The organism is Nocardia nova NBRC 15556 (genome assembly GCF_001613005.1).
In the GTDB taxonomy this organism is placed as follows: domain Bacteria; phylum Actinomycetota; class Actinomycetes; order Mycobacteriales; family Mycobacteriaceae; genus Nocardia; species Nocardia nova.
The window spans coordinates 22,797-45,045 of record NZ_BDBN01000070.1; the positions used below are offsets into that span (position 1 = coordinate 22,797).

General features: G+C 66.7%; 21 protein-coding genes. 16 read left to right on the forward strand and 5 right to left on the reverse strand.

What is annotated here, in order from left to right:
* Positions 1–97: 97 nt before the first annotated feature.
* Complete coding sequence (locus NN2_RS25430) at positions 98–1,246, reverse strand: helix-turn-helix transcriptional regulator (RefSeq protein ID WP_245658849.1); 1,149 nt, start codon at positions 1,244–1,246, stop codon at positions 98–100.
* 401 nt (positions 1,247–1,647) lie between these two features.
* On the opposite strand from NN2_RS25430, the gene NN2_RS25435 reads away from it, so the two are divergent.
* The gene (locus NN2_RS25435; protein WP_169812445.1) at positions 1,648–2,844 is read left to right on the forward strand and encodes a GDSL-type esterase/lipase family protein; all 1,197 of its coding nucleotides are present in this window, start codon (positions 1,648–1,650) and stop codon (positions 2,842–2,844) included.
* A 3-nt stretch (positions 2,845–2,847) separates the two neighbouring features.
* Here NN2_RS25435 and NN2_RS25440 read toward each other — a convergent pair whose 3' ends face one another.
* Positions 2,848–3,669: an SDR family oxidoreductase gene (locus NN2_RS25440; RefSeq protein WP_063016603.1), complete on the reverse strand. Its 822-nt coding sequence runs from the start codon at positions 3,667–3,669 to the stop codon at positions 2,848–2,850.
* Between the two features lie 101 nt (positions 3,670–3,770).
* Between NN2_RS25440 and NN2_RS25445 the strand changes: the two genes are divergently transcribed.
* The 6 genes from NN2_RS25445 (at position 3,771) to NN2_RS25470 (ending at position 9,621) form a co-directional block, all read left to right on the forward strand.
* A complete protein-coding gene (locus NN2_RS25445; protein WP_063016549.1) occupies positions 3,771–4,349 on the forward strand; it encodes a TetR/AcrR family transcriptional regulator in 579 nt (192 codons plus the stop codon).
* Positions 4,350–4,506: 157 nt separating this feature from the next.
* Positions 4,507–4,959 (forward strand): MaoC family dehydratase, encoded by a 453-nt coding sequence (locus NN2_RS25450; protein WP_063001721.1) that lies wholly within the window; start codon positions 4,507–4,509, stop codon positions 4,957–4,959.
* Positions 4,956–5,846 carry an HpcH/HpaI aldolase/citrate lyase family protein gene (locus NN2_RS25455; RefSeq protein ID WP_082857252.1) on the forward strand — a complete coding sequence of 297 codons (891 nt, stop codon included), beginning with the start codon at positions 4,956–4,958 and terminating at the stop codon, positions 5,844–5,846. The genes NN2_RS25450 and NN2_RS25455 overlap by 4 nt, the downstream gene beginning before the upstream one ends.
* A 315-nt stretch (positions 5,847–6,161) precedes the next feature.
* Complete coding sequence (locus NN2_RS25460; RefSeq protein WP_063016607.1) at positions 6,162–7,853, forward strand: AMP-binding protein; 1,692 nt, start codon at positions 6,162–6,164, stop codon at positions 7,851–7,853.
* Between the two features lie 47 nt (positions 7,854–7,900).
* Complete coding sequence (locus tag NN2_RS25465) at positions 7,901–8,647, forward strand: PaaI family thioesterase (RefSeq protein WP_245658850.1); 747 nt, start codon at positions 7,901–7,903, stop codon at positions 8,645–8,647.
* Complete coding sequence (locus tag NN2_RS25470) at positions 8,644–9,621, forward strand: quinone oxidoreductase family protein (protein WP_063016553.1); 978 nt, start codon at positions 8,644–8,646, stop codon at positions 9,619–9,621. The genes NN2_RS25465 and NN2_RS25470 overlap by 4 nt, the downstream gene beginning before the upstream one ends.
* Positions 9,622–9,774: 153 nt before the next feature.
* Here NN2_RS25470 and NN2_RS25475 read toward each other — a convergent pair whose 3' ends face one another.
* The 3 genes from NN2_RS25475 to NN2_RS25485 form a co-directional block, all read right to left on the reverse strand.
* Complete coding sequence (locus NN2_RS25475; RefSeq protein ID WP_063016555.1) at positions 9,775–10,797, reverse strand: Rpn family recombination-promoting nuclease/putative transposase; 1,023 nt, start codon at positions 10,795–10,797, stop codon at positions 9,775–9,777.
* A gap of 151 nt (positions 10,798–10,948) precedes the next feature.
* The gene (locus NN2_RS25480; RefSeq protein ID WP_063016557.1) at positions 10,949–11,362 is read right to left on the reverse strand and encodes a MaoC family dehydratase; all 414 of its coding nucleotides are present in this window, start codon (positions 11,360–11,362) and stop codon (positions 10,949–10,951) included.
* Positions 11,362–11,823, reverse strand: coding sequence for an FAS1-like dehydratase domain-containing protein (locus NN2_RS25485; protein ID WP_063016559.1), 462 nt, complete (start codon positions 11,821–11,823; stop codon positions 11,362–11,364). Before NN2_RS25485 ends, NN2_RS25480 begins: the two co-directional genes overlap by 1 nt.
* A 67-nt stretch (positions 11,824–11,890) precedes the next feature.
* On the opposite strand from NN2_RS25485, the gene NN2_RS25490 reads away from it, so the two are divergent.
* From NN2_RS25490 to menB, 9 genes are all read left to right on the forward strand, one after another.
* A complete protein-coding gene (locus NN2_RS25490) occupies positions 11,891–13,078 on the forward strand; it encodes an acyl-CoA dehydrogenase family protein (RefSeq protein ID WP_063016609.1) in 1,188 nt (395 codons plus the stop codon).
* 13 nt (positions 13,079–13,091) lie between these two features.
* A complete protein-coding gene (locus NN2_RS25495; protein WP_063016560.1) occupies positions 13,092–15,044 on the forward strand; it encodes an AMP-binding protein in 1,953 nt (650 codons plus the stop codon).
* Positions 15,045–15,054: 10 nt separating this feature from the next.
* A complete protein-coding gene (locus tag NN2_RS25500; RefSeq protein ID WP_063016562.1) occupies positions 15,055–16,122 on the forward strand; it encodes an acyl-CoA dehydrogenase family protein in 1,068 nt (355 codons plus the stop codon).
* 62 nt (positions 16,123–16,184) lie between these two features.
* A complete protein-coding gene (locus NN2_RS25505) occupies positions 16,185–17,351 on the forward strand; it encodes an acyl-CoA dehydrogenase family protein (RefSeq protein WP_063016564.1) in 1,167 nt (388 codons plus the stop codon).
* On the forward strand, positions 17,351–18,148 hold the full coding sequence (locus tag NN2_RS25510; RefSeq protein WP_063016566.1) for an SDR family NAD(P)-dependent oxidoreductase: 798 nt from the start codon (positions 17,351–17,353) through the stop codon (positions 18,146–18,148). Before NN2_RS25505 ends, NN2_RS25510 begins: the two co-directional genes overlap by 1 nt.
* A gap of 1 nt (position 18,149) precedes the next feature.
* On the forward strand, positions 18,150–19,349 hold the full coding sequence (locus NN2_RS25515; RefSeq protein ID WP_063016568.1) for a thiolase family protein: 1,200 nt from the start codon (positions 18,150–18,152) through the stop codon (positions 19,347–19,349).
* Positions 19,349–20,578: an acetyl-CoA hydrolase/transferase family protein gene (locus NN2_RS25520; RefSeq protein WP_063016570.1), complete on the forward strand. Its 1,230-nt coding sequence runs from the start codon at positions 19,349–19,351 to the stop codon at positions 20,576–20,578. The genes NN2_RS25515 and NN2_RS25520 overlap by 1 nt, the downstream gene beginning before the upstream one ends.
* Before the next feature lie 54 nt (positions 20,579–20,632).
* Positions 20,633–21,391 (forward strand): SDR family NAD(P)-dependent oxidoreductase, encoded by a 759-nt coding sequence (locus NN2_RS25525; RefSeq protein WP_063016572.1) that lies wholly within the window; start codon positions 20,633–20,635, stop codon positions 21,389–21,391.
* An 8-nt stretch (positions 21,392–21,399) separates the two neighbouring features.
* Complete coding sequence (gene menB / locus NN2_RS25530; RefSeq protein WP_063016574.1) at positions 21,400–22,242, forward strand: 1,4-dihydroxy-2-naphthoyl-CoA synthase; 843 nt, start codon at positions 21,400–21,402, stop codon at positions 22,240–22,242.
* Positions 22,243–22,249 lie beyond the last annotated feature (7 nt).

Genomic DNA, 22,249 nt, shown 5'->3' on the forward strand with positions numbered 1-22,249 from the left:
CGCTGCCTCCACCGGTCCCGACCTCCTGATGGCGTGCCCTCGGCGGCGGTCGGCTCCCACGCGATCGGAGGTCCGGCTGTGCGCTCGTCGCGCTCGCTCATGCCGAAAGTCCTGGCGGCGAACGGTGGCCGGCGTAGAGGGCGGCGGCTTCCGCGCGGGTGCTGACGCCGATCTTTTTGAAGATGCGCTGCACATGGGATTTCACGGTGCCGTCGGAAATGCACAGTTGCCGCGAAATCGCGCCGTTGGTGGCGCCACTGGCGATCAGCGCCAAAACGTCTCGTTCACGGGCGGTGAGCGTGGCGGGGTAATGCGTTGCGTGCGAGGTGTATTCGTGTTCCTCGGAATGTTCGACGGGCCTGCCGTCGAGGTCGTCGAACGCGACCTCCGCGTCCTCCAGCTCGCGCAGCGCGCGCTGAAGTGTGTTCAATTCCGCCGTGGTGCGGCGATTCTGTTCGGTGATCGAGGCGTGCAACCGCGCCGATTCCGCCGACAGCGCGCACGCCTGCGCCAAGGTGGTGATCAGGTGGAAGTCCGCCTCGTTGAGATCGTTGTCGTGGCGGTCGACATGGACGATCGCGATCGCCCGATTCGCGACGACGATCGGTACCGCGAGATAGCCTGCCGGGCGGCTCAGGTCCAGTAGCGGCCGATATGTGTGGCGGTTGACCTCGGCCGGTCCGACCGCGTACGAGCGGCGACGCCGAACCAGCTCCGCCTCCCGCGGCGCATCGCGCAGTGGGATCGACCTGCCGTCGACCGCGGCGACCAGTGGATCGTAGTCATGACCCAGTCCCGGATTCACCGACACCGATACCGGCGCCCAATGCGACCCCGAAACCACCGAGTACATCGCCTTGCCGTAGCCCAGCGCGGTGCACAACTCGCTGGTCAGCACGCTCGACAGGCACGCTTTGGGAGCGCTGTCGATCGCCCGTACGACACGAGTCAAACCGCCGAACTGCTTGCTGTGCACGTGAATCCGGCGGGCGATGTCGGCCCGGATGGCCTTGTCGACGGTCATCAGGATGGTCGCGACCTCGGCGGTCACCTCCGGATCCGGCAGGCCCGCGCGCAGCGCGCGACCGGCGTAGTCACGCACCAGCGACAGGCTCGGATTGAACTCCTGCAATCGGAGGAGTTCGGGTTCGGGACCGAGCAACTCCAGTAGTCGCGTGAAGGCTTGTTCGGCGACGTGGGCGTCGCTTTCCGGGCGAGTCCGCGTCGTTGCTGACTGCACAGCCACTGTCACTCCTTGCGCCTGCGGTCACCGACGTGCGGCGGTACTCGTCGACGACGACGCCATGTGACCCAACGCACACCATACCATGTATATGGTATGTCCAAATGTGGCGGTCGATCCAATTCGCCGTAAGAGAGTGGATTTCTCGTTATCGGGGTAATCGCGTTCTTCGGCAATTAGCATACAGATTGTCTCGTAACTAGGTGGGTGCACGGGACCGCCGTGAGGGCCGTGGCCCGCGCCGGGGCGCTGACGGTCGCTTGGAGGCGGTCGTGGTCGCTTTCAAGGCGCGGCAACCATGTGCCTCACCCCGAATCGAAGGGCGTCAAGTGTCTGCGACATCGCGTTCTCACTCAACTGCACCTCGCCGCGTCAGACGGTCGCTGCGTCATATGCTCGGTGCGGTGTGTGCCGTCGTGATTGCCGCCGGTGTGGTGTCGCCCGGCGGGGCGGGCGCGGAGCCGGGGCAGACGTGGTCGGGGGTATGGGCGTCGGCGCCTTCGGGAGCGAGTTATCCGCCGGTCGCGAATCAGTCGTTCCGGACGATCGTGCATCCGTCGATCGGGGGCCGGGCGGTTCGAATCACGTTGTCCAACGAGTATGGGAACGCGCCGGTCACCTTCGATGCGGTCTCGGTGGCGCTGCGCGGTCGGGGCGCCGAAGTCCGGTCCGCAACGGCGCGGCCGGTCACCTTCGGTGGTGCTGCCCGGGTCGTGGTGCCGGCGGGGGCGACGGCGTTCAGCGATGCGGCGACGCTGGAGTTCGGTTTCGGTGACGATCTGGCGGTCTCCTACCACGTGCCGCAGGTGGGAGCGCAGGTCACCGGAAGCGGTGTGACGGCGTTCGACAAGACCGGCTACGCCACCCTTCCTGGTGCGGGCGACCGGACCGGCGACAGCTCCGGCGCGGCGTTCGCCATGACGAATACCTGGGTGCCATTCCTGGCCCGTGTCGACGCCGACAGTCCGGGGACCAGCGGAACGGTTGTCGCACTGGGTGACTCCATCACCGAAGGGACGCTGTCCGCGCCCGACACCAACACCGACTACCCCGCGCGTCTGGCCGCGCGGATGCGCGCGGCCGGAATTCCGTTGTCGGTGGTCAACGCCGGAATCGGAGGCAATACGGTGCTGCCGTGCGGCTCCGTCGAGCCGCTGTTCGGGCGCTCGGCGCTGGACCGGTTCGCTCGTGATGTCCTGGCGGTGCCGAACGTGCGCACGGTGCTGATCAACGAGGGCGGCAACGACATTCGCTACTGCGGCCGCACGGCCGCCGACATCATCGCCGGATTGCACCAGTTGATCGACACCGCACACACCGCCGGACTGAAAGTTCCACTGGGAACCTACATTCCGCGAGTGTCGCGCACGGTGCTCGGGGCCGACGCGCTGCCCGATTCGCTCGGTGACGATCAGCGTCAAGCGCCCAATGCCTGGATCCGGTCACGCACCGACGTCACCGTCGTCGACTTCGACCGTGCCCTCGTCGACGCGACCGGGACCCGCCAGCGACCCGAGACCGGGACGCTGGATTCGGTCCATCCCGGCGCCGCCGGATACGACATGATGGCCGCGACCGTCCCTCTCGACGCGCTCCGGTAGGTGTCAGCCGCGCATCGCCGCCCGCAACGTGGCCACCACTCCGCCGTCGACGAGCAGGTCCGTGCCGGTGACGAAGCTGGTTGCGGGGTCGAGCAGGAACGCGGCCGCGGCGGCGATGTCCTCGGCGGTGCCGATGCGGTCGGATGCGGAGCGGGCGATCATCTCCCGCATCTGCTCTCCGGACGCACCGGCCAGTTCGTCGCGCCCCATCGCGGTGGCGATCACGCCCGGGCTGATCGAATTCACCCGGGCGCCCCGGCGGCCCCACGCCGCGGCCGCGGCGCGCACGCGCAGGATCGCGCCCCGCTTGGCCAGCGGATAGGCCAGCATCGGATGCAACGCCAGCTCCGGATTCAGCAATGACAGCGAACCCAGGTCAGCGCTCGGCGTGAACGCCAGGGCATCCTCCTGCTCGGCCGTGAGCTGCGTCAGGTGCCCGGCCATGCTCGCGATCACGACACCCGCCCCGCCTGGTGCCATCACGGCCCCGAATTCGTCGAGAACATAAGCGGCGCCGGACAAGTCGACCCGCATGATCGTCTCGGTCGAGGCGTGCACCGGTGACACCCCGGACGTGTGCGCGAGATGACGGACGGGGCCGGCGTCGGCAGCGGCCGTGGCCAGCGCGGCCACCGACGCCGGATCACCCACATCCACCCGATGGGTACTCACGTCGAATCCCTGTTCGCGCAACTGGTCCGCTGTGTCGGCAAGCAGGCGCTCATCGACATCGGCCAGCAGGAGATGTCTGCCGCTGCCGAGCCGGGACGCGATCGCGCGACCCATCCCTCCGACACCGATGACGACGCTGATATCCGTGCTCACTCGGTTTTCCTCCACCTCAACCAGTTACGAGACAATTTGTACGGTAACTCGAGATGTCAGGCTTCGGTGGCGATCCGGCGTCGATTGCTAGCGTGGCTGCCATGCCGAGTAGACGCGGGGGCCGGCCCCGCAGCGATCGCGCCCACCGAGCGGTCCTGGAAGCCACCCGTGATCTGCTCACCCGCGATGGATACGACAGCCTGACCATCGACGCCATCGCAAGTCGTGCCGGAGTCGGACGCCAGACCGTCTACCGCTGGTGGCCCACGAAAGCGGCGGTGGTCGCCGAAGCCGTCACCGCCGGTTTCGGCGCCGCCGACATCCCGTCCCCTCCCGACACCGGCGATATCGCCGCCGACCTCGACACCTGGCTGAACCGGCAGATAGACACGCTGCGCGACCCACACCTGGCCGCCATGGTGCGCGCACTGGCCGCGGCCGCCGCCGAGAACAGCGATGACGCCGAACGCCTCTACGCGCTGGTCACCGGCCCGCTCCGGCAAGCGCTCACGCAACGCATGACCCGCGCCGCAGAACTCGGTCAACTCCGCACCGACGCCGCGCTCGACACCTTCGCCGAGGCGCTCATCGCCCACCTGCTCTACCGGCTCCTCACCGGCACCCACCACACCACCGGCCATTTGACCGACCTGCTGCTCCATGGCGCCGTAGCGCGTTAGACCGCGCCTGCGGTTCGAGCGCGTGCTCGGAATCGGTCGCGCCCCTCGGAGCTACGCCTGTTCGGCCGTCCACTCCTGCACGGAAACGCCCAACATTGACCGGTCCATAAATTTGGTCGTACCATATAACAGTTAGGGCGATATGGAGGTAGGTAACGTGGCTGGTGTGTGGTTCGACGAGTTGTCGGTGGGACAGAGGTTCGAGCATGCGATTCGGCGCACGGTGACCGAGACGGACAACGTGCTGTTCACGGCGATGACGCACAACCCGGCGCTGCTGCACCTCGACGAGGAGTACATGCAGGGGACGCAGTTCGGTCAGCGAATTGTGAACAGCGCGTTCACACTCGGGCTGATGGTCGGGATCTCGGTGGGCGACACCACGCTGGGGACCGCTGTCGCCAACCTGGGCTGGGACGAGGTGCGCTTTCCCAAGCCGGTATTCCACGGCGACACCCTGCATGTGGTGACCGAAGTCCTGGAACTGCGCGACTCCAAGTCGCGGCCGGATCAGGGGATCGTCGTGTTCTTGCATCAAGCGTTCAATCAGCGCGACGAACTGGTCGCGTCGTGCAAGCGATCGGGTCTGCAGCGGAGGAAGCCGCAGTGAGCGCGCCGATCCGATCGTTCCTGTTCGTCCCCGGTGACAGCGAACGAAAGATGAGCAAGATCGCCGAGTCGCCGGCCGACGCGGTGATCCTGGATCTCGAAGACGCTGTCAGCGCGAGCCGCAAATCGATGGCCCGGCAGCTGGTCGCGGACTTCCTCGGCGCCGAATCCGGCTCCGCACGCGGACCGCAACTATGGGTGCGGATGAATCCGCTCGGAACCGAGCATGCGCTGGCGGATCTGGCCGCGGTCGTCGCCGCGGGGCCTGCCGGGATCATGATTCCGAAGATCGACGGACCCGCCGACGTCGTACGCGTCCACGACTATCTCGAGGTGCTCGAGTGCGCCCACGGACTTCCGGCGGGCAGTATCCGGGTGCTGCCGGTGGCTACCGAGACGGCCCGCGCGCCGTTCCGGCTGGGCGATTTCGCCGACGCCGGGATCGCGCGGCTGTACGGATTGACCTGGGGTGCAGAGGATTTGAGCGCGGCGTTGGGCGCCTCCACGAATCTCGGGCCGACCGGGGACTGGGCGATCACCTATCGGATCGTGCGTTCGCTGGCGTTGATGGCCGCGCGGGCGGCCGATGTCGAGGCCATCGAGACGCTGTATGTGGACATCCGCGACACCGAGGGGCTCGCGGAATCGTGCCGTCGCGCCCGCGCCGAAGGATTCAGTGGCCGGATCGCGATCCATCCGGGCCAGGTCGACGCCATTAATGCCGCGTTCACTCCGACGAGCGACGAGGTGGACTACGCCCGCCGGGTCGTGGACGCGTTCACTGCGGACGTGGGAACCGTTGCGCTGGACGGGAAGATGCTCGATTTGCCGCATCTGAAGCAGGCCGAGCGAGTGCTCGCTCTGGCGGGCCACACCCGAGAATCCTGACGCCGGTCGGTCGCCGGCGGCATGTCCTCCGCCCCACAGCTGCCGCCGTTTCACCGTCCTGCCGGCAGCGAACATGCGAGCCGATCGGTACACCGCGGCAGCGGACGCCGCTGTGATCGGCGTCATCATGCGTTCCATGGCTGGGTGCGGACGGCGCTGTGACCGTTTTGTCTATTTATTCGGCTGGATACTGCGCTGTACAGCGAAAACAGGCCTTCATTCGAGACCTTCACCATGACAAATGCTTGCGCTATTCGGTCCAACCATTCTAATCTTTGGACGAAGCGCGGGACATACCGATAGAGGATGGACACCATGACGAGCGAGCGGAATCTCGGCCGATACACCCAGGCGCAGATCGAGGAGTTCTATGCGACCGGGCAGTGGGCCGACGTCAACTTCACCGAGTTGCTGCGCTCACGCGCCGGGGCGAATCCGGACAAGGTGTTCATCACCGACGGCACATACGCCCTCACCTTCGCCGAGCTCTACGACACCTCGCAGCGCCTGGCGCTGGGCCTGCACCGCCGGGGTGTCCGCACGGGCGACCGTGTGGCCGTTCAACTTCCGAACTGGGCCGCTTTCGTGCTGGTCGCGGCGGCGCTCGCGCGGATCGGTGCGGTGATGGTTCCTATCATGCCGATCTACCGCAAGGACGAGGTGTCGCACGTGGTGTCGGACGCCTCGATCCGAATGGCGATCGCGCCCGCGCAGTTCAAAGGGTTCGACTACCTGTCGATGTTCGAGGAGATCCGCAAGGATTCCGACACCCTCGAGTCGATCGTCGCCGTGCGCGCGCCCCAGGACGCGCGCGACGCGCTGGCCGAACGCGGAATCACGGTGCTCGAGGATCTGATCGCCGCCGACGATTCCGCAAGCGTCGACGCGGCGCTCGACCTGCGTGTGCACCCGGACGATCCGTTCCTCATCGTCTATACCTCGGGCACGACCTCGCGCCCGAAAGGCTGCTTGCACACCTTCAATACCTATGCCTCCGGCGCGCGCGCCCTGTGTGTGGCGTTCGGCCATACCGAGGCGGATGTGCAGTTCGGGCCGTCACCGATCACGCACACGACGGGTCTGGTGACCAGTGTGCTGATCCCGCTGGTCGCGGGTGCGTCGTCTCACCTGATGGCGGAGTGGAATCCGGAACGGGGCCTGGCCGAGATCGAGAAGTTCGGCTGCACAGCGGCGGTCACCGCGACCACCTTCCTGCAGACCCTGGTCGCGGCAGCCGAGGAACACCCGGAGTTCGACCTGTCCTCGCTGCGGGTGTGGGTATGCGCCGGTTCTCCGATCCCGGCGGCGGTCGTCGAGAACGCCAAGGCCAAGCTGCCGAGTACGAATGTGCTCTCGTTGTACGGACGCAGCGAGAATCTGTCGACGACGACGTGCCGCATCAACGGCGATCCGCGGCGGGCCATCACCTCCGACGGCACCGCGCTGCCGGGGTCGGAGGTGCGCATCGTCGGTCCCGACGGGAACGAGTTGCCGCGCGGAGCCGAGGGTGATATCGCCTATCGCGGTCCGGAACACATGATCGAGTATCTCAATCGCCCGGAGGAGACAGCTGAACTGTTCACGCCCGACGGGTTCTCGCGATCCGGCGATCTCGGGGTGATGGACGAGCAAGGCTATGTGCGAGTTACCGGTCGCACCAAGGACATCGTGATTCGCGGCGGCATGAACATCAGTGTCCGCGAGGTCGAGGACAAGCTGGCCGACCACCCCGATCTGCTCGCGCTCGCCGTGGTGGGGATGCCGGATGAGAAGCTGGGTGAGAAGGTGTGTTGCTATGTGGTCACCAAGGAAGGGCGCACCCCGCCGACCGTCGAGCAGTTGCGCACCTACCTCACCGATCGTGGGGTCGCCATTCAGAAGACGCCCGAACGGGTCATCGCCGTCGACGAGCTGCCGATGACCGCGACCGGCAAGATTCAGAAGCACCTGCTGCGGATGCGGGTCGCCGCCGAGCTGAACCAGCCGACAGCCGCGGGTGCCCGTTGAGTTCGGCCTGCACGCCCGAATTTCTGATCAGTGGCGCTGAGGCGCTGGTGCGTGTGCGGCCGATCGGTCTGTCGTCGGACCGCGCGGAATTGGCTGTCCAGTCGGGTCCCTGGTTGCGGGACCCGGCTGCCGGTGTCAGCCGTGCCGCGCTCGCGGTGCCGCTCGATGATGTCACGGGATACATCGTCGCGGCGGCATCGCCGTGGGATAGATGGCCTGTGAGCCTCGGGATCCGGCTCGACCTGCTCGCTGATCCGCCGATGGACGGATCGTTGCTGGCGGTGACGGGTGAATTGATCGGCAGTGACGATCGCGGCGGGACGACTCGTGGCGTGGTGACCGATGCCGCCGGGACGGTCATCGCCTTGATCACCCAACGCTCGCACCTGCTGACGGTCGACGGGCCGCCCACGGCCCCCGCCGTGGAGTTCGATGCTCCCGTGGACGGTGTCTCCATCCGCAATGCCCTGGGCGTTCGTGAAAGTGCTTGCGGCGTCGTGGAATTGCCCGCGTCGGCCTTCGCCGCCAACGGCATCGGCAATGTGCACGGCGGAATCCTGCTCTGCGGAGCGGAATTCGCCGCCATGTCGGCGCTCGAAGCCGACGGCAGTGTGCGGACCGCAAGCATCGATATGGTCTTCGTCCGGCCGGGCGACGCGAAGGACACCACCACCTTCCGCGCCGAGGTAGCCCATCGTGGTCGGTCTCTCGCGGTGGTTCGAGTGGTCGCCGTGAACGCGTCGGGCAAGACGTGCGCGGAGGCGACCGTGACCGTACAGCGGGAGATCCGATGAAAGCGATCGTGATGTCGGACTTCGGCGGACCGGAGCAGTTGGTGTTCGGTGATGTCGACGAGCCGATCGCCCGCAATGGTTGGGTCACGGTCGAATTGCGCGCGAGCGCGCTCAACTGGCACGACGTGCTGGTACGTCGCGGGCAGTATCGTTCGCCGCTGCCCCACACCCCTGGAGCGGACGGCGCCGGCGTGCGCACCGACACCGGCGAGGAGGTGGTCATCCTCCCGTCGCTGTTCTGGGGCGACAGCCACGACGCCCCCGCGGCCGATTTCGAGATCCTGGGCGACCACGTGCCGGGAACCTATGCCGAACGGGTCTGCGTCCCGGAGCAGTGCCTGGCCCCCAAACCGGCCGGCTATTCCTGGGAAGAGGCAGCCGCGCTACCGCTCGTGGGCGTGACGTCCTACCGTGCCCTGGTGACCCGGGCCGGCCTGAGCGCCGGGGAATCGCTGCTCATCATCGGCGCCGGAGGCGGAGTCGCGACGATGGCATTGTCGCTGGCGACGGCCCTCGGCGCCCAGACATTCGTGACGGCATCGTCGGAGGAGAAGCTGGCCCGAGCCCGCAACAGCGGCGCCGCCGGCGGGGTTCTGCATACCGGCGACGACTGGCCGAATGAGGCAAAAGCGCTGTCCCCGGACGGAAATGGGTTCGACGTCATCCTCGACCCGGTCGGCCTGTGGGACAGGTCGGTCGAAGCCCTGCGGCCCGGCGGGCGTGTGGTGGTTCTCGGCGCCAACGTCGCCGAACACGTGACCATGGACGTCCGCCGCTTTTTCTTCGGCCAATACAGCCTCCTGGGCACGACCATGGGCGGCCCGGGCGATTTCCGCGGCCTGCTGAACCTCGTCGCCACCGGCGCTGTGGCCGCGCCGACCATCGCCGCCACCTATTCACTGGACGACGCCGCACAGGCGCATCGTCATCTGGAGGCGGGCAACGCGATCGGCAAAATCGTGCTGGTTCCTTAAGTGGCAGGCCATATTTGAGATCGGCGCGCTAGAGACGAACCACCGCAAGACGTCGGAGGACCATGGCGAGCAGTCAATGCGCCCGCCTGCACCCAACGGCAGCGCGCGCCGGCCCGCGAACACGCTCACCCCGGCGTCCGCAATGGCCGGGTGTCAGGCGAGCATCTCGTCGAGGGTGGTGGCGGTGAGGATTCTGGTCGTCCAGGTGCGGACCTGAGCGGGATCGGCCGACCGGACACGGTCGATGATGGTGACCGGTAGTGGGCCGAATTTGACGGTCATCTGTTCGAGCAGCGTTGCCACCCGGCCGCGTGCCTCGCCGCGTGCCTCCCCGCGTGCTTCTCCACGGGCTTCGATGGTCTCTGCTGTTGTCACGATCGCCTCCTTTGCTCGCGGGCCGAGCCGCTCGAATACCGCTGCGAGGTCGGTCTCGCTGGTTTCTCCGACCGTCATGATGTAGTTCAGGATGGCCAGGTAGTCGCCGAGGGGGTCCGGGCCGGACTCCAGTTCGCGCAGGTCTTCGAGCCAGTCCAGCATATCGTGTCCCAGCGCCGAGTTCTTGGGGGCGATGCGCTGCAGGACCAGCAACACCCTGGTCGCGGGTGTCAGGTCACGCTCACGCAGCGTAGCCGGATCGACGGCGGCGACGTCGTCGAGCAGGAACCGCAGCCGGGGCAGATGGGGGCCGAGTGCCTCGCGGGCCGAGGCATCGAGATCGATCAGGTCGGCCAGTTCGGTGGGGGCGGACCAGGCGTTTTCTCTGGCGGTGTTGTGCACGACCAGCGGGATGATCGCGGGCAGCCTGGTGACCGCGGTGACGTTGGGGACCTTGCGTTTGACATCGCGGCGATTGTCGGCCAGGTACCGGCGCCAGATGGCGACCATGTATTCGAGCATCCGGAAGGCCATGAATTCATCACTGCTGGACTGATGCTCCATCAAGATGTAGACGAAGGCGGGGTGGCCGTCGAGTCTGGTGCGGAACAACAAGTCGCTGTAGCGACTGCTCAGGTCGGGGTGGACGTAGCTGCCCGGCTCCAGCTGCAGGGCAGACCAGTCGATGCGCGCCGTGATGGCGTGGGGGAGCGCGGCGCGTAGTTCGGAGGCGGCGTTGTCCCGGCGTGCCATGACTTTTCGGAAATACGCGTCGTGCGGATTGGACCGCTGCTCGGTCATGACGCGCGACACTACGTGGTGTCGAGGGCGAACAGCCAATCGGGCGAATCAGACTGGCCCTCTTCGGAATACGTTCCGTGCAAGGCACATTCGACTTGTCCGTCGCAATGGTCACGATCGGAAGTGGATGCGTATCCGAAGAGGAGACGGATCACGGCGGTGTGATTCGCACGCGAGCAACCCCCGTGATCACCACCCGCTCATCGGATTTCGCGTGCAGGGACAACGTTGCGATGGCGGATGCCGGATCGACCGAGTCGACCTGACCGCCGAGGTCGATCGTTTCTCCGATACGCAGCGGAGAGGCGAATCGCACAGAGTACGAGATCAGGTGCTCGATGTGAACCAGGTCGGAAACCCAGGCGGCGAGCATGCCGGCCTGCATCTGGCCCATCGAGATGACTCCGGGCAGGCCGGCTCGGATCGCGTAGTCGGGGTCGTGGTGCAGCGGGTTGAAATCTCCACCGGCGCCGGCGAATCGGACGATGTCGGTCTGGGTTATCGGGCCGATGCGGCGGGGTTCCAGTTGCGCGCCCGGTGACAAAACGACGGGGGTGCGGGTCATCATGCGCCTCTTTCGATCAGGACTTCGCGTTGGGTGAGGACGGGGTCGCCCGTGCTGTCGGTCCATTCGGTTTCCAGGGTGACCAGGCGCATCGTGCCGCCGCGTTTGCCTTCCTTGGTGGTGTCGTCGACGACGCGTCGAGTCCCGGTGAGGCGGTCACCGACGATCGGCGGGCGGGTGTAGAGCCATTCCACCGACCCGACCACCACCCGCTCGATCGCGAGTCCCAGGTCGCGGACGAATTGTTGCTGGTTTCGGTGATGGCCGGCGACGACCACGTGGGTCGGCGTCGCCGGGAGATTCGTGAATCCTGCTTCGGTCGCGGCAGCGCTATCGGTGTGGACCGGGTCGAGCGCATGGGTGGCCGTGGCGAATTCCCTGATCTTCCCGGCTTCTACCTCGAACGACACGACGTCGAGGACGCTGCCGACCGGTAGCTGCCGAGCCGTTGAGCTCGTCATGGAGTACCTCCTGGATTTTTTGGTCTGACCTATTGTAACGTTGGTCCGTAAACACGTGGAGGTGCAGATGGATCTGAGTGATTCGCCGGACGAGGCGCGATTCCGAACGCGCATTCGTGACTGGCTGACCGAGACCCTGCCGAGTTTGCCGTGGCCGGAACCGGCGCGGCTCGAGGACAAGCGCGCGTTCTGGTCGGTGTGGCAGCGCAAGCTTTTCGACGCCGGCTTCGCCGGTCTGTCGTGGCCGGCCGAGTTCGGCGGCGCGGGCGCCGATGCCAAGATCAAGGCCATTTTCAACGAGGAGATGGACCGCGCGGGTGCGCCGGAGCGGTTGAACATCATCGGTGAGGATTTCGCGGGCCCGACGATCGTCGCCTTCGGCAACGACGAGCAGAAGCGGCGGTACCTGGAGCCCATTCTGACCGGCGACGAGATCTGGTGCCAGCTGTTCTCCGAACCGGAATCCGGATCCGACCTGGCCTCGCTGCGCACCAAGGCGACCAAGGTCGAGGGCGGCTGGAAGATTCAGGGACAGAAGATCTGGACCTCGCGCGCGCAGATCGCCGACAACGCGATCCTGCTCGCCCGCACCGGCGGCGGCGACCGGCACCGGGGTATCACCTACTTCCTGCTGCCGATGTCGTCGCCGGGTGTGACGGTGCGCCCGCTCGCGCACATGCTGGGCGAGGCGGAGTTCAACGAGGTGTTCCTCGACGATGTCTTCCTGCCCGACGAGGCGGTGGTCGGTGCGGTCGACGGCGGCTGGAAGGTCGCCATGGGGACGCTGGCGTTCGAGCGCGTCGGCATCGCGACCGGCCGGGTCAACACCACCCGCGCGGTCGAGGACCTGATCGCGCAGATCAAACGAAGCTCCGACGGCGAGGGCAATCCGCTGAGCGGCAAGTCCGTGATCCGACACCGGATCGCCGACCTCTACGGCCGCGCCCTGACCCACTATCTGATCGGCCAGCGAGTCATCACCGGCGCCGCGTCCGGGCAACCACCGGGGCCGGTCACCTCGATCGGAAAACTGTATTTCTGCCCGCTGGTCGAGGACATCGCGGACTTCGGCCTCGAATTGTCCGAATTCGGTGGTCAGTTCGGCCTGGCCGAGGACGGCGAGGACGCGGACGTCGACCAGCAGCGCTGGTTGCGGCTGGCGTATCAGGCGCGCGGAACCGCCATCGCCGGCGGATCGACGTTCATCCAACGCAACATCGCTGCCGAGCGTGTGCTCGGAATGCCCCGCGGTTGAGAAAGGCTGCACGATGAGCACCTACGTGTGGAATCCGACACCGGACTACCTCGAGCACGCGAACGTCCTGCGATTGGCGCGTGCGCACGGCATCGATGCGATCGACGAACTGCGGCGGCGATCGACGGCGGATGTGTCCTGGTACTGGGATGCGGCGGTGACCGATCTGGGCATCCCGTTCGCGACCCCGTACGATTCGGTTCTCGACCTGTCGAACGGTGTCGAATTCCCGGACTGGTTCGTCAACGGCACCTTCAACGCGGTCGATGCGTGTATCATCCGCTGGCTCGGTGACAACGCCGGCCGGGCGGCGATCGTGCACGAGGCCGAGGATCGGTCGGTCCACACGATCACCTACGGCGAACTCGCCGAACAGGTCGGCCGGGTCGCGACCGGTCTGACCGCGCTGGGCGTCGGCGAGGGCGACGCGGTGGCCATCTACCTGCCGATGATCCCCGAAGCCGTGGTCGCCTGCTATGCCGCGGCGGGAATCGGAGCGATCATCGTCCCGCTGTTCTCCGGCTTCGCCGCGCCCGCCATTGCCTCGCGCCTGAACGACGCGGAGGTCAAGGCGGTCTTCGTCGCGGACGGCACGATTCGCCGCGGCCGCAAGGTCGGCATGGCGGACGAGCTCGCCAAGGCACTCGCGCAGGCGCCGTCGGTGCGTTCGGTCGTCACGGTCGAAAATATCGGTGGCACAGTAGATTTCGCCGGTCTGGATGTTGTGGCCACGGTATGGAGCTCGCTGGTCGGACCGGAGGTCGCACCGTACGAGTTCCGTCCCTTCCCGGCCATGCAGACGCTGATGCTCGGCTACACCTCGGGTACCACCGGCAAGCCCAAGGGTGCGGTCCACACGCATGCCGGATTCACGATCAAGGTCGCGACCGAGGTGGCGTACTCCTTCGATATCAACGCGGGCGACACCTTCTGCTGGATTACCGATATGGGCTGGGTGATGGGTCCGCTGGCGGCGTTCGGCACCCACGCCAACGGCGCGACGCTACTGCTCTACGAAGGTTCACCCGATATCCCGGACGCCTGCCGGCTGTGGGATCTGGTGCAGCGCCACCGGATCACGATGCTCGGCGTCTCGCCGACCCTGATCCGTGCGCTCAAATCGACACCGCCCGCCGAGATCGCGACACGCGACCTGAGTTCGGTGCGTGTTCTCGGATCCACCGGCGAGCCGTGGGATCCCGATTCCTACGACTGGCTAGCCGAGACGGTTTTCGGCGGCCGGGTTCCGGTGATCAACTTCTCCGGCGGCACCGAGGTCGGCGGCTCGTTCCTGGCGCCTTACCCGGTGGAACCGATCCCGAGCTGTTCACTCGGAGGTCCGTCGCTGGGTATGGATGTCGATGTCGTCGACGACACCGGAAAGTCGTTGCGCGGCAGCATCGGTGAGCTCGTCTGCCGGCAACCGTGGCCGGCGATGACCCGCGGCGTGTGGCACGACCGGGAACGCTATCTCGAGTCCTACTGGTCCACGTTCCCCGGCATCTGGTGCCACGGCGACTACGCCCGCGTGGACGACGACGGCCAGTGGTACATCCTGGGTCGCTCCGACGACGTGATGAATGTCGCGGGCAAGCGGCTGGCACCGGCCGAAGTGGAGTCCGTGCTGACCACGCACCCCGCGGTCGCGGAGGCCGCCGCCGTCGGCATCCCGGACCCGAAGAAGGGTGAATGCGTCTGGGCGTTCTGGGTTCCGCGCAAGGGCGCCGACACCGAAGGGGTGTCCGACGAACTGCGCACGCTCGTCGCGGAAGGTGTGGGAAAACCGTTCGCCCCGGCGAAGGTGTGGACGGTGGAGGCCCTGCCGAAGACCCGCTCCGCCAAGATCCTGCGGCGCGCCGTGCGTGCCGCGGCCATCGGAACCGACCCCGGCGACCTCTCGAGCGCCGAGAATCCCGAGGCCGTGACCGCCATCCGAGATGTCGTGCATCGCACGAGGACCAACTGAGGAGCAAGCGATGCATTGGGAACTGTCCGAGGAACAGGAACTGTTCGCCGCATCCCTTCGTGAGTGGCTCACGGCGAAATTCCCGACCGAGGCCGTGCGGAAACTGCAGTCAGGCGAGGATCCGGATCGGTTCACCGAGGCCCTGATCAAAGAGGGCTGGTGGGGCGTCGGCTACCCCGAGGACGTCTCGGGACAGGGTGGCGGCGTCCTCGAGTTGGCCTTGGCCGCAAGGGAATTCGGCCGCGCGGCGGTGCCCGACTCGCGGTGGCTGGCGGCCGCCCTGGTCGCGCCGTCGCTCACCCGGCAGGAACTGGGCGACCAGCTCGCCGGCGCGAGGCGGTTCACCCTGGCAATCCGTGCCGACCGAGTACCGGCCTTCGAGCCACTGGTCGCGCAGGACGGAAGCCTCACCGGAACTGTGCGCCACGTCGTCGGCGCCCGTGGGACAGATGTATTCGTCGTACCGGTGACAGGACCGGAAGGGCTTGGTTTGGCGCGTGTTTCGGCCGCCGATGCCGTTATCGGAGAAGACCGTCTGCTCGACCGTTCGCGCGACGCGGCCACTGTCGAGTTCACCGGCGCACCGATCCTCGACACCGTTGGCGCGGACGAGGCCTCGCTGTCGTGGACCGCGACGCTGGCCGGGGTGCTGGTGGCCGCCGATGCGCTGGGCAGTGCTGAGCGCATGCTCGACCTCGCCGTCGAATACAGCAAGCAGCGCAAGCAATTCGGGCAGTTCATCGGCTCGTTCCAGGCGGTCAAGCATGCGGCGGCGCAGATGCTGGTCACGGTGGAGGCGTCGTACTCGACAGCGCTGTATGCCGCGGCCGCGCTCGACGCGGGGATCGACGACGCGGCGGCCATCGCCGCGGTCGCCAAGGCTCAGGTGACCGGGACGGTGGCCGACCTCGCGGAATCGGCACTCACCGTGCACGGCGCGATCGGATACACCTGGGAACACGATCTGCACCTGTTCTACAAGCGCGCCAAACTCGACCGCACGCTGTTCGGTCCGCCGTCGGCCTGGAACGAGCGCATCGCGGCGGCGCTGCTGGACGAGCCGGTCCGGCAAGGCTGACACTTGCAACTTTTGGTCAGTCCATTGGTATAGTTGGCTTAATTGATGGATGGAGTACGGGCGTGGATTTTCAACTGACAGAGGACCAGGTCACGATTCGTGACGCGGTCGCCGAGCTGGCGGCCAAGTTCGATGACCAGTACTGGCAGGAGAAGGACGAGAAGCACGAATTCCCGACGGAGTTCTACAATGCGTTCGCCCAGGGCGGCTGGCTGGGGATCACCACTCCGGAGGAGTACGGCGGGCACGGATACGGCATCACCGAGGCCTCGATTCTGCTCGAACAGGTGGCCGCCTCCGGTGCCGGAATGAACGGCGCCAGCTCGATGCACCTGTCGATCTTCGGTATGCATCCGGTGATCGTGCACGGCAGCGAGGAACTCAAGCAGCGCACGCTGCCGCGCATCGTGAGCGGTGATCTGCATGTCTGCTTCGGCGTGACCGAACCGGGCGCCGGCCTGGACACCACGAAGATCACCACCTTCGCCCGGCGCGAGGGTGACAGTTACATCGTCAACGGGCGCAAGGTCTGGATTTCCAAGGCGGTGGAGTCGGAGAAGATCCTGCTGCTGACCCGGACCCAGAAGTTCGAGGATTCGCCGCGCAAAACCGACGGCATGACGCTGTTTCTCACCGATCTCGATCGCGACCGGGTAGATATCCGGCCCATCAAGAAGATGGGTCGCAATGCGGTGACCTCCAACGAGCTGTTCATCGACAATCTCGAGATTCCCGTCGAGGACCGGGTCGGCGAAGAGGGCAAAGGTTTCACCTACATCCTCGACGGGCTCAATCCCGAACGGATGCTGGTCGCGGCCGAAGCGCTGGGGATCGGGCGGGCCGCGCTGCGCGCCGGTGTGCGCTACGGCAACGACCGTGAGGTGTTCGGCCGCCAGATCGGCAAGAACCAGGGCATCCAGTTCCCCCTCGCCGATTCGCTGGCCCGCCTCGACGCCGCGGAGCTGATGCTGCGCAAGGCCACCTGGCTCTACGACAACGGCAAACAGTGTGGCCGCGAGGCCAATACCGCCAAGTACCTTTGTGCCGACGCGGGTTTCGAAGCGGCCGACCGTGCCCTGCAGACCCACGGCGGCATGGGCTACTCCGAGGAGTACAACGTGGCCCGCTACTTCCGCGAAGCGCGTCTGACCCGCATCGCGCCCATCAGTCAGGAGATGGTCCTGAACTTCCTGGGTTCGCACGTGCTCGGCCTCCCGAGGAGCTACTGATGACCGACCAGCCAGTCGAAACCCGCACCGTCGCACCCGGTATCAAGGCGTTCGGCCTCGACGGTCGCACTGCTCTGGTGACCGGCGCGGGCGGTGGTGTGGGAGCAGCCGTCGCCGAGGCATTCGCCGCGGCGGGAGCCTCGGTCCTGGTGACCGATATCAACAAGGACGCGGCCGCCGCGGTGAGCGAGCGCATCACGAAGGCCGGCGGCGTCGCGGAGCCGTTCACGCTGGATGTCTGCGACGGTGACAACGCCCGTGATGCGGTCGCCGCCGCGGCCCGCCTCGGCGACGGAAAGCTCAACATCCTGGTGAACAATGCCGGGGTGATCGCGCCCGCGATGTTCCCCAAGATGGACGAGGACCGCTTCCGTAAGGTGCTCGACACCCACCTCATGGGGAGCTATCACTGCAGCCACGCGGCGCTGGACCACATCGCCCAGGACGGAACCGGTCGCATCATCAATGTGACTTCCGCGGCGGGGCTGACCGGAACGATCGGGCAGGCGAACTACGGTGCCGCGAAGGCCGCCATCGTCGGACTCACCAAATCACTGGCCCGCGAGCTGGCCAAGCAGTCGATCACCGTGAACGCGGTGGCGCCGCTCGCGGCGACCGCGATGACCGAGAACATTCGCAGCAACGAGAAACTGGCCGCGAAGACGCTGGCGCGAATTCCCTTGGGGCGCTGGGCCTATCCCGATGAGATCGCGCCCACCTTCGTATTCCTGGCCTCGAGCGCGGCCGGCTACATCACCGGTCAGGTGCTGCCGGTCGACGGCGGAACGGTGATCTGAGATGAATACACGAGTGTCCGGCCCGTTCGCGACCTCGGGGCGCGAGGTTGTCATCGCCGAGGCGGTACGCACCCCGATCGGCAGATCGCATCCCGAGAAGGGATGGTTCCGCGACATCCACCCCAATACGATGCTGGCGTCCTGCTACCAGGACCTGATCGGACGCACAGGTCTCGACCCGGCTGTCGTGGAGGATCTGGTCATCGGCTGCACGGCGCCTTTCGGTGAGCAGTCGCGCAATATCGGTCGCAATGCGTGGTTGCAGGCCGGCTATCCGGCCGAGGTTCCGGCGACGACACTGGATCGTCGCTGTGGATCCGCGCAGACCGCCGTGAATTTCGCTGCGGCCCTTGTGTCTTCGGGCGTGCACGACATCGTGATCGCGGGTGGCGTCGAGCATATGGGACATGTGCCGATGAATTCGCCCGCCAAGATCAGTGAACTCTACGGTGACCCCTGGCCCGCCGCGCTGCGCGAGCGCTACGACTTCGTCACTCAGGGCGAGAGCGCGGAACTGATCGCCGAACGCTGGGACATCTCGCGTACCGAGATGGACGAATTCGCGGTACGGTCGCATGCTCTCGCCACCGAGGCTATCGCCGCCGGACGTTTCGACGACGAGATGGTGAAGCTGGCACTCGACGGTGAGATCCGCACCGGCGACCAGGCCGTCCGGCCGGGAACCTCGCTCGAGACGCTGGGCAGGCTGAAGCCGGTCTTCCGCAGCGAGAACGGCCGGATCACCGCCGGCACGTCGAGTCCCATCTGCGACAGTGCGGCGGCGGTGCTGCTGTGCACCCGCGAGGCTGCGCAGCGGCACGGTTTGCGTATCCGTGCGCGGATCGCGGATCAGACCACCGTCGGGGTGGATCCGATCATCATGCTGACCGGCCCGATCCCGGCGACGCACAAGCTGCTGGAGCGAAATGGCCTGACCGTCGCCGATATCGATCTGTTCGAAGTGAACGAGGCGTTCTCCTCCGTCGTGCTCGCCTGGCAGCGCGAGTTGAAGCCCGATATGGACCGGGTAAACGTCAACGGTGGCGCGATCGCGCTGGGACATGCGGTGGGCGCCACCGGATCTCGGCTGATCGCGACCATTCTCGCGGAGATGGAACGCCGCGACAGCCGGCTCGGCCTGGTGACCATGTGCTGCGGCGGCGGGCTGGGCACCGGAACGCTCATCGAGCGGGAGAACTGATGGTCGACTTCGGCGGGCTGCTGCGGCGGGACATGGGGGTGTGGTGGAGCCAGGCCGCGGCCGAGCCCCGCCCACTCGTCGATCAGCTGCTCGCCCAGGCTCCCGAACTCGGGCCGCTGCGCCTGTTCACCGGATTGAGCTGGAACGACCAACTGGCGCAGGCGATCTCGCCGACCGACACGATGGTGTCCTACGGCGGCTTGGGTGCGTTGCGCGAACTCGGCGCCACCGACCAGCTCGAGGTCGTACCGTGTCACTATTCGGCCCTGCCCCGGATGTTCGCCGAGCACCGGCTTCCGTGCGATGCCGGGCTCGTGCAGGTATCACCGCCGGACCGCGACGGCATGTGTTCGCTGGGTATCGGCGTCGACTACATGGCCGACGCGATCGGCCATACGCCGCTGCTGTTCGCGGAGATCAACAAGCAGATGCCCGCCGTGCCCGGGTCTCCGCGAATCCCGTTGAGCCGCTTCGCGGCCACGTGTGAGACCGACCGTCCGCTGCAGCAGGAGGCGCGCCGTCCCGCAAGCGATGCCGACCGCGTCATCGCCGCGCATATCGCCGGATTGGTCGACGACGGCGACACACTGCAGGTGGGCATCGGTTCCCTCGGGGCGGCTGTTTTCGACGCGCTGGCCGGGCACCGCGATCTCGGCGTGCACACCGGCATGATCACCGACGGGGTGCTGACGCTCATCGACAAGGGCGTGATCACCGGCGGGCGCAAGCCGATCGATACCGGATTGTCGGTAGCCGGAACCGCTTTGGGGTCGGCCGACATGTACGCACGGATCGCCGAACTGCCCGTGCGGTTCCGGCCGACCAGCTATACCCATGCGCCGCAGGTGCTGTCGCAGCTCGACGCGCTCGTCGCGGTCAACTTCGCGATCGAAGTGGACCTGACCGGGCAGGTCGGCGCGGAGATGAGCCGCGGCACCTATCTGGGCGCGGTGGGCGGTCAGGTCGACTTCGCCCGCGCCGCCGCGCTGACCGGGAAACGATCGATCATCGCGCTGCGCTCGACCATGCGCGGACGCTCGTCGATCAAATTCGGTCTCGACGAAGGTGTGGTCACCACCGCGCGCGCCGACGTCGACTGCGTCGTCACCGAGCACGGTGTCGCACATCTGCGCGGGCAACCGCTGGCCGAGCGCCGGCGCCGCTTGATCAATGTCGCCGCTCCGGAGTTTCGCGACGAACTCGCGAGCGCGGCGCGCCTGGCGTCCTGAGGTCATCGAAAACAACTGTCATCGAGCATCTGTCACCGAAAGGAATCGACACCCATGAGCAATCGCGTAGCGCTCGTCACCGGCGGCGCCCAGGGAATCGGCGAGGGCATCTCGCGCAAACTCGGCGAGGCCGGCTTCCGCGTCGCCGTCGCCGATCTCAATCATGAAGTGGCACAGCAGACCGCGAAGGAAATCGTCTCCGCCGGCGGCCAGGCGATCGCGGTTCCGATCGACGTCACCGACACCGATTCGGTAAAGGCCGCGGTGCAGCAGGTCACCGACAGTTTCGGACCGGTCGAGATCGCCGTCAACAACGCCGGTTGGGACGACTTCATGAAGTTCCTCGACACCGACGAAGCGTTCTGGGACAAGATCCTCGACATCAACTTCAAGGGCGCGCTGCGCGTCAACCACACCGTGGTTCCGGGCATGATCGAGCGCGGCTTCGGCCGTGTGATCAATATCGGATCCGACGCGGGCCGGGTCGGGTCGTCGCTCGAGGCCGTGTACTCGGGCGCCAAGGGCGGCATCATCGCCTTCACCAAGACCCTCGCCCGCGAGGTCGCCACGAAGGGCGTCACCGTCAACACCGTGTGCCCCGGGCCGACCGACACCCCGGCACTGCGTAAATTCGCGAACAACTCCGGTCAGGACGCCGACAAGGTGCTGGGCGGCATGACCCGCGCGGTGCCGATGAAGCGGCTGGCGCTGCCGTCCGACATCGCCGCGGCCGTCGCGTTCTTCGCCTCCGACGAGACCGGCTACATCACCGGCCAGACCCTGTCGGTCAGTGGCGGCCTGACCATGGCGTGAGGTCCGCGGTGGGCGACAACACAGGGGAGTGGTCGACGGTCCATCGGTACGAGGACGTCGACTACTCGCGGACCGCGGACGGCATCGCCAAGATCACCATCTGCCGGCCGGAGGTGCACAACGCTTTTCGGCCGCAGACCCTGGTGGAGATCTCCGACGCGCTCACCCGTGCCCGCGAAGATCCGTCGATCGGAGTCATCGTCCTCACCGGAGAGGGCGACAAGGCGTTCTGCTCCGGCGGCGATCAGCGCGTGCGCGGCGATACGGGCTACCTCACCGATCCGGAGAACCCGGGCGCGGTGGGCCGGTTTCATGTGACAGACCTGCAGGTGCAGATCCGCCGGTTGCCGAAACCGGTCGTCGCCATGGTCGCCGGTTATGCCGTCGGCGGCGGCCACGTGCTGCAGATCGTCTGCGACCTGACCATCGCCGCCGACAACGCGTGCCTCGGTCAGGTCGGGCCGAAGGTCGGATCGTTCGACGGCGGATTCGGCGCCGGACTGCTGGCCGATATGGTCGGTGTGCGCAAGGCCAAGGAGATCTGGTTCCTTTGCCGTCAGTACGACGCCGCGCAGGCGCTGGAGATGGGGCTGGTCAACACCGTCGTGCCGCTCGCCGACCTGGAGTCGGAGACGCTCGCGTGGTGCCGGCGGATGATGGAACTGTCACCGATGGCGCTGCGGCTGATGAAGGCGAGTTTCCACGCTGCCGAGGACGGTCTGGCCGGAATTCAGCAGCTCGCACACGACACGAATCTGCTGTTCTACGCCACCGAAGAGGCGAAAGAAGGCCGGGAGGCGTTCAAAGCAAAGCGGCGACCCGAGTTCGAGCGGTTTCCGCGGCGGGCCTGACAGATCG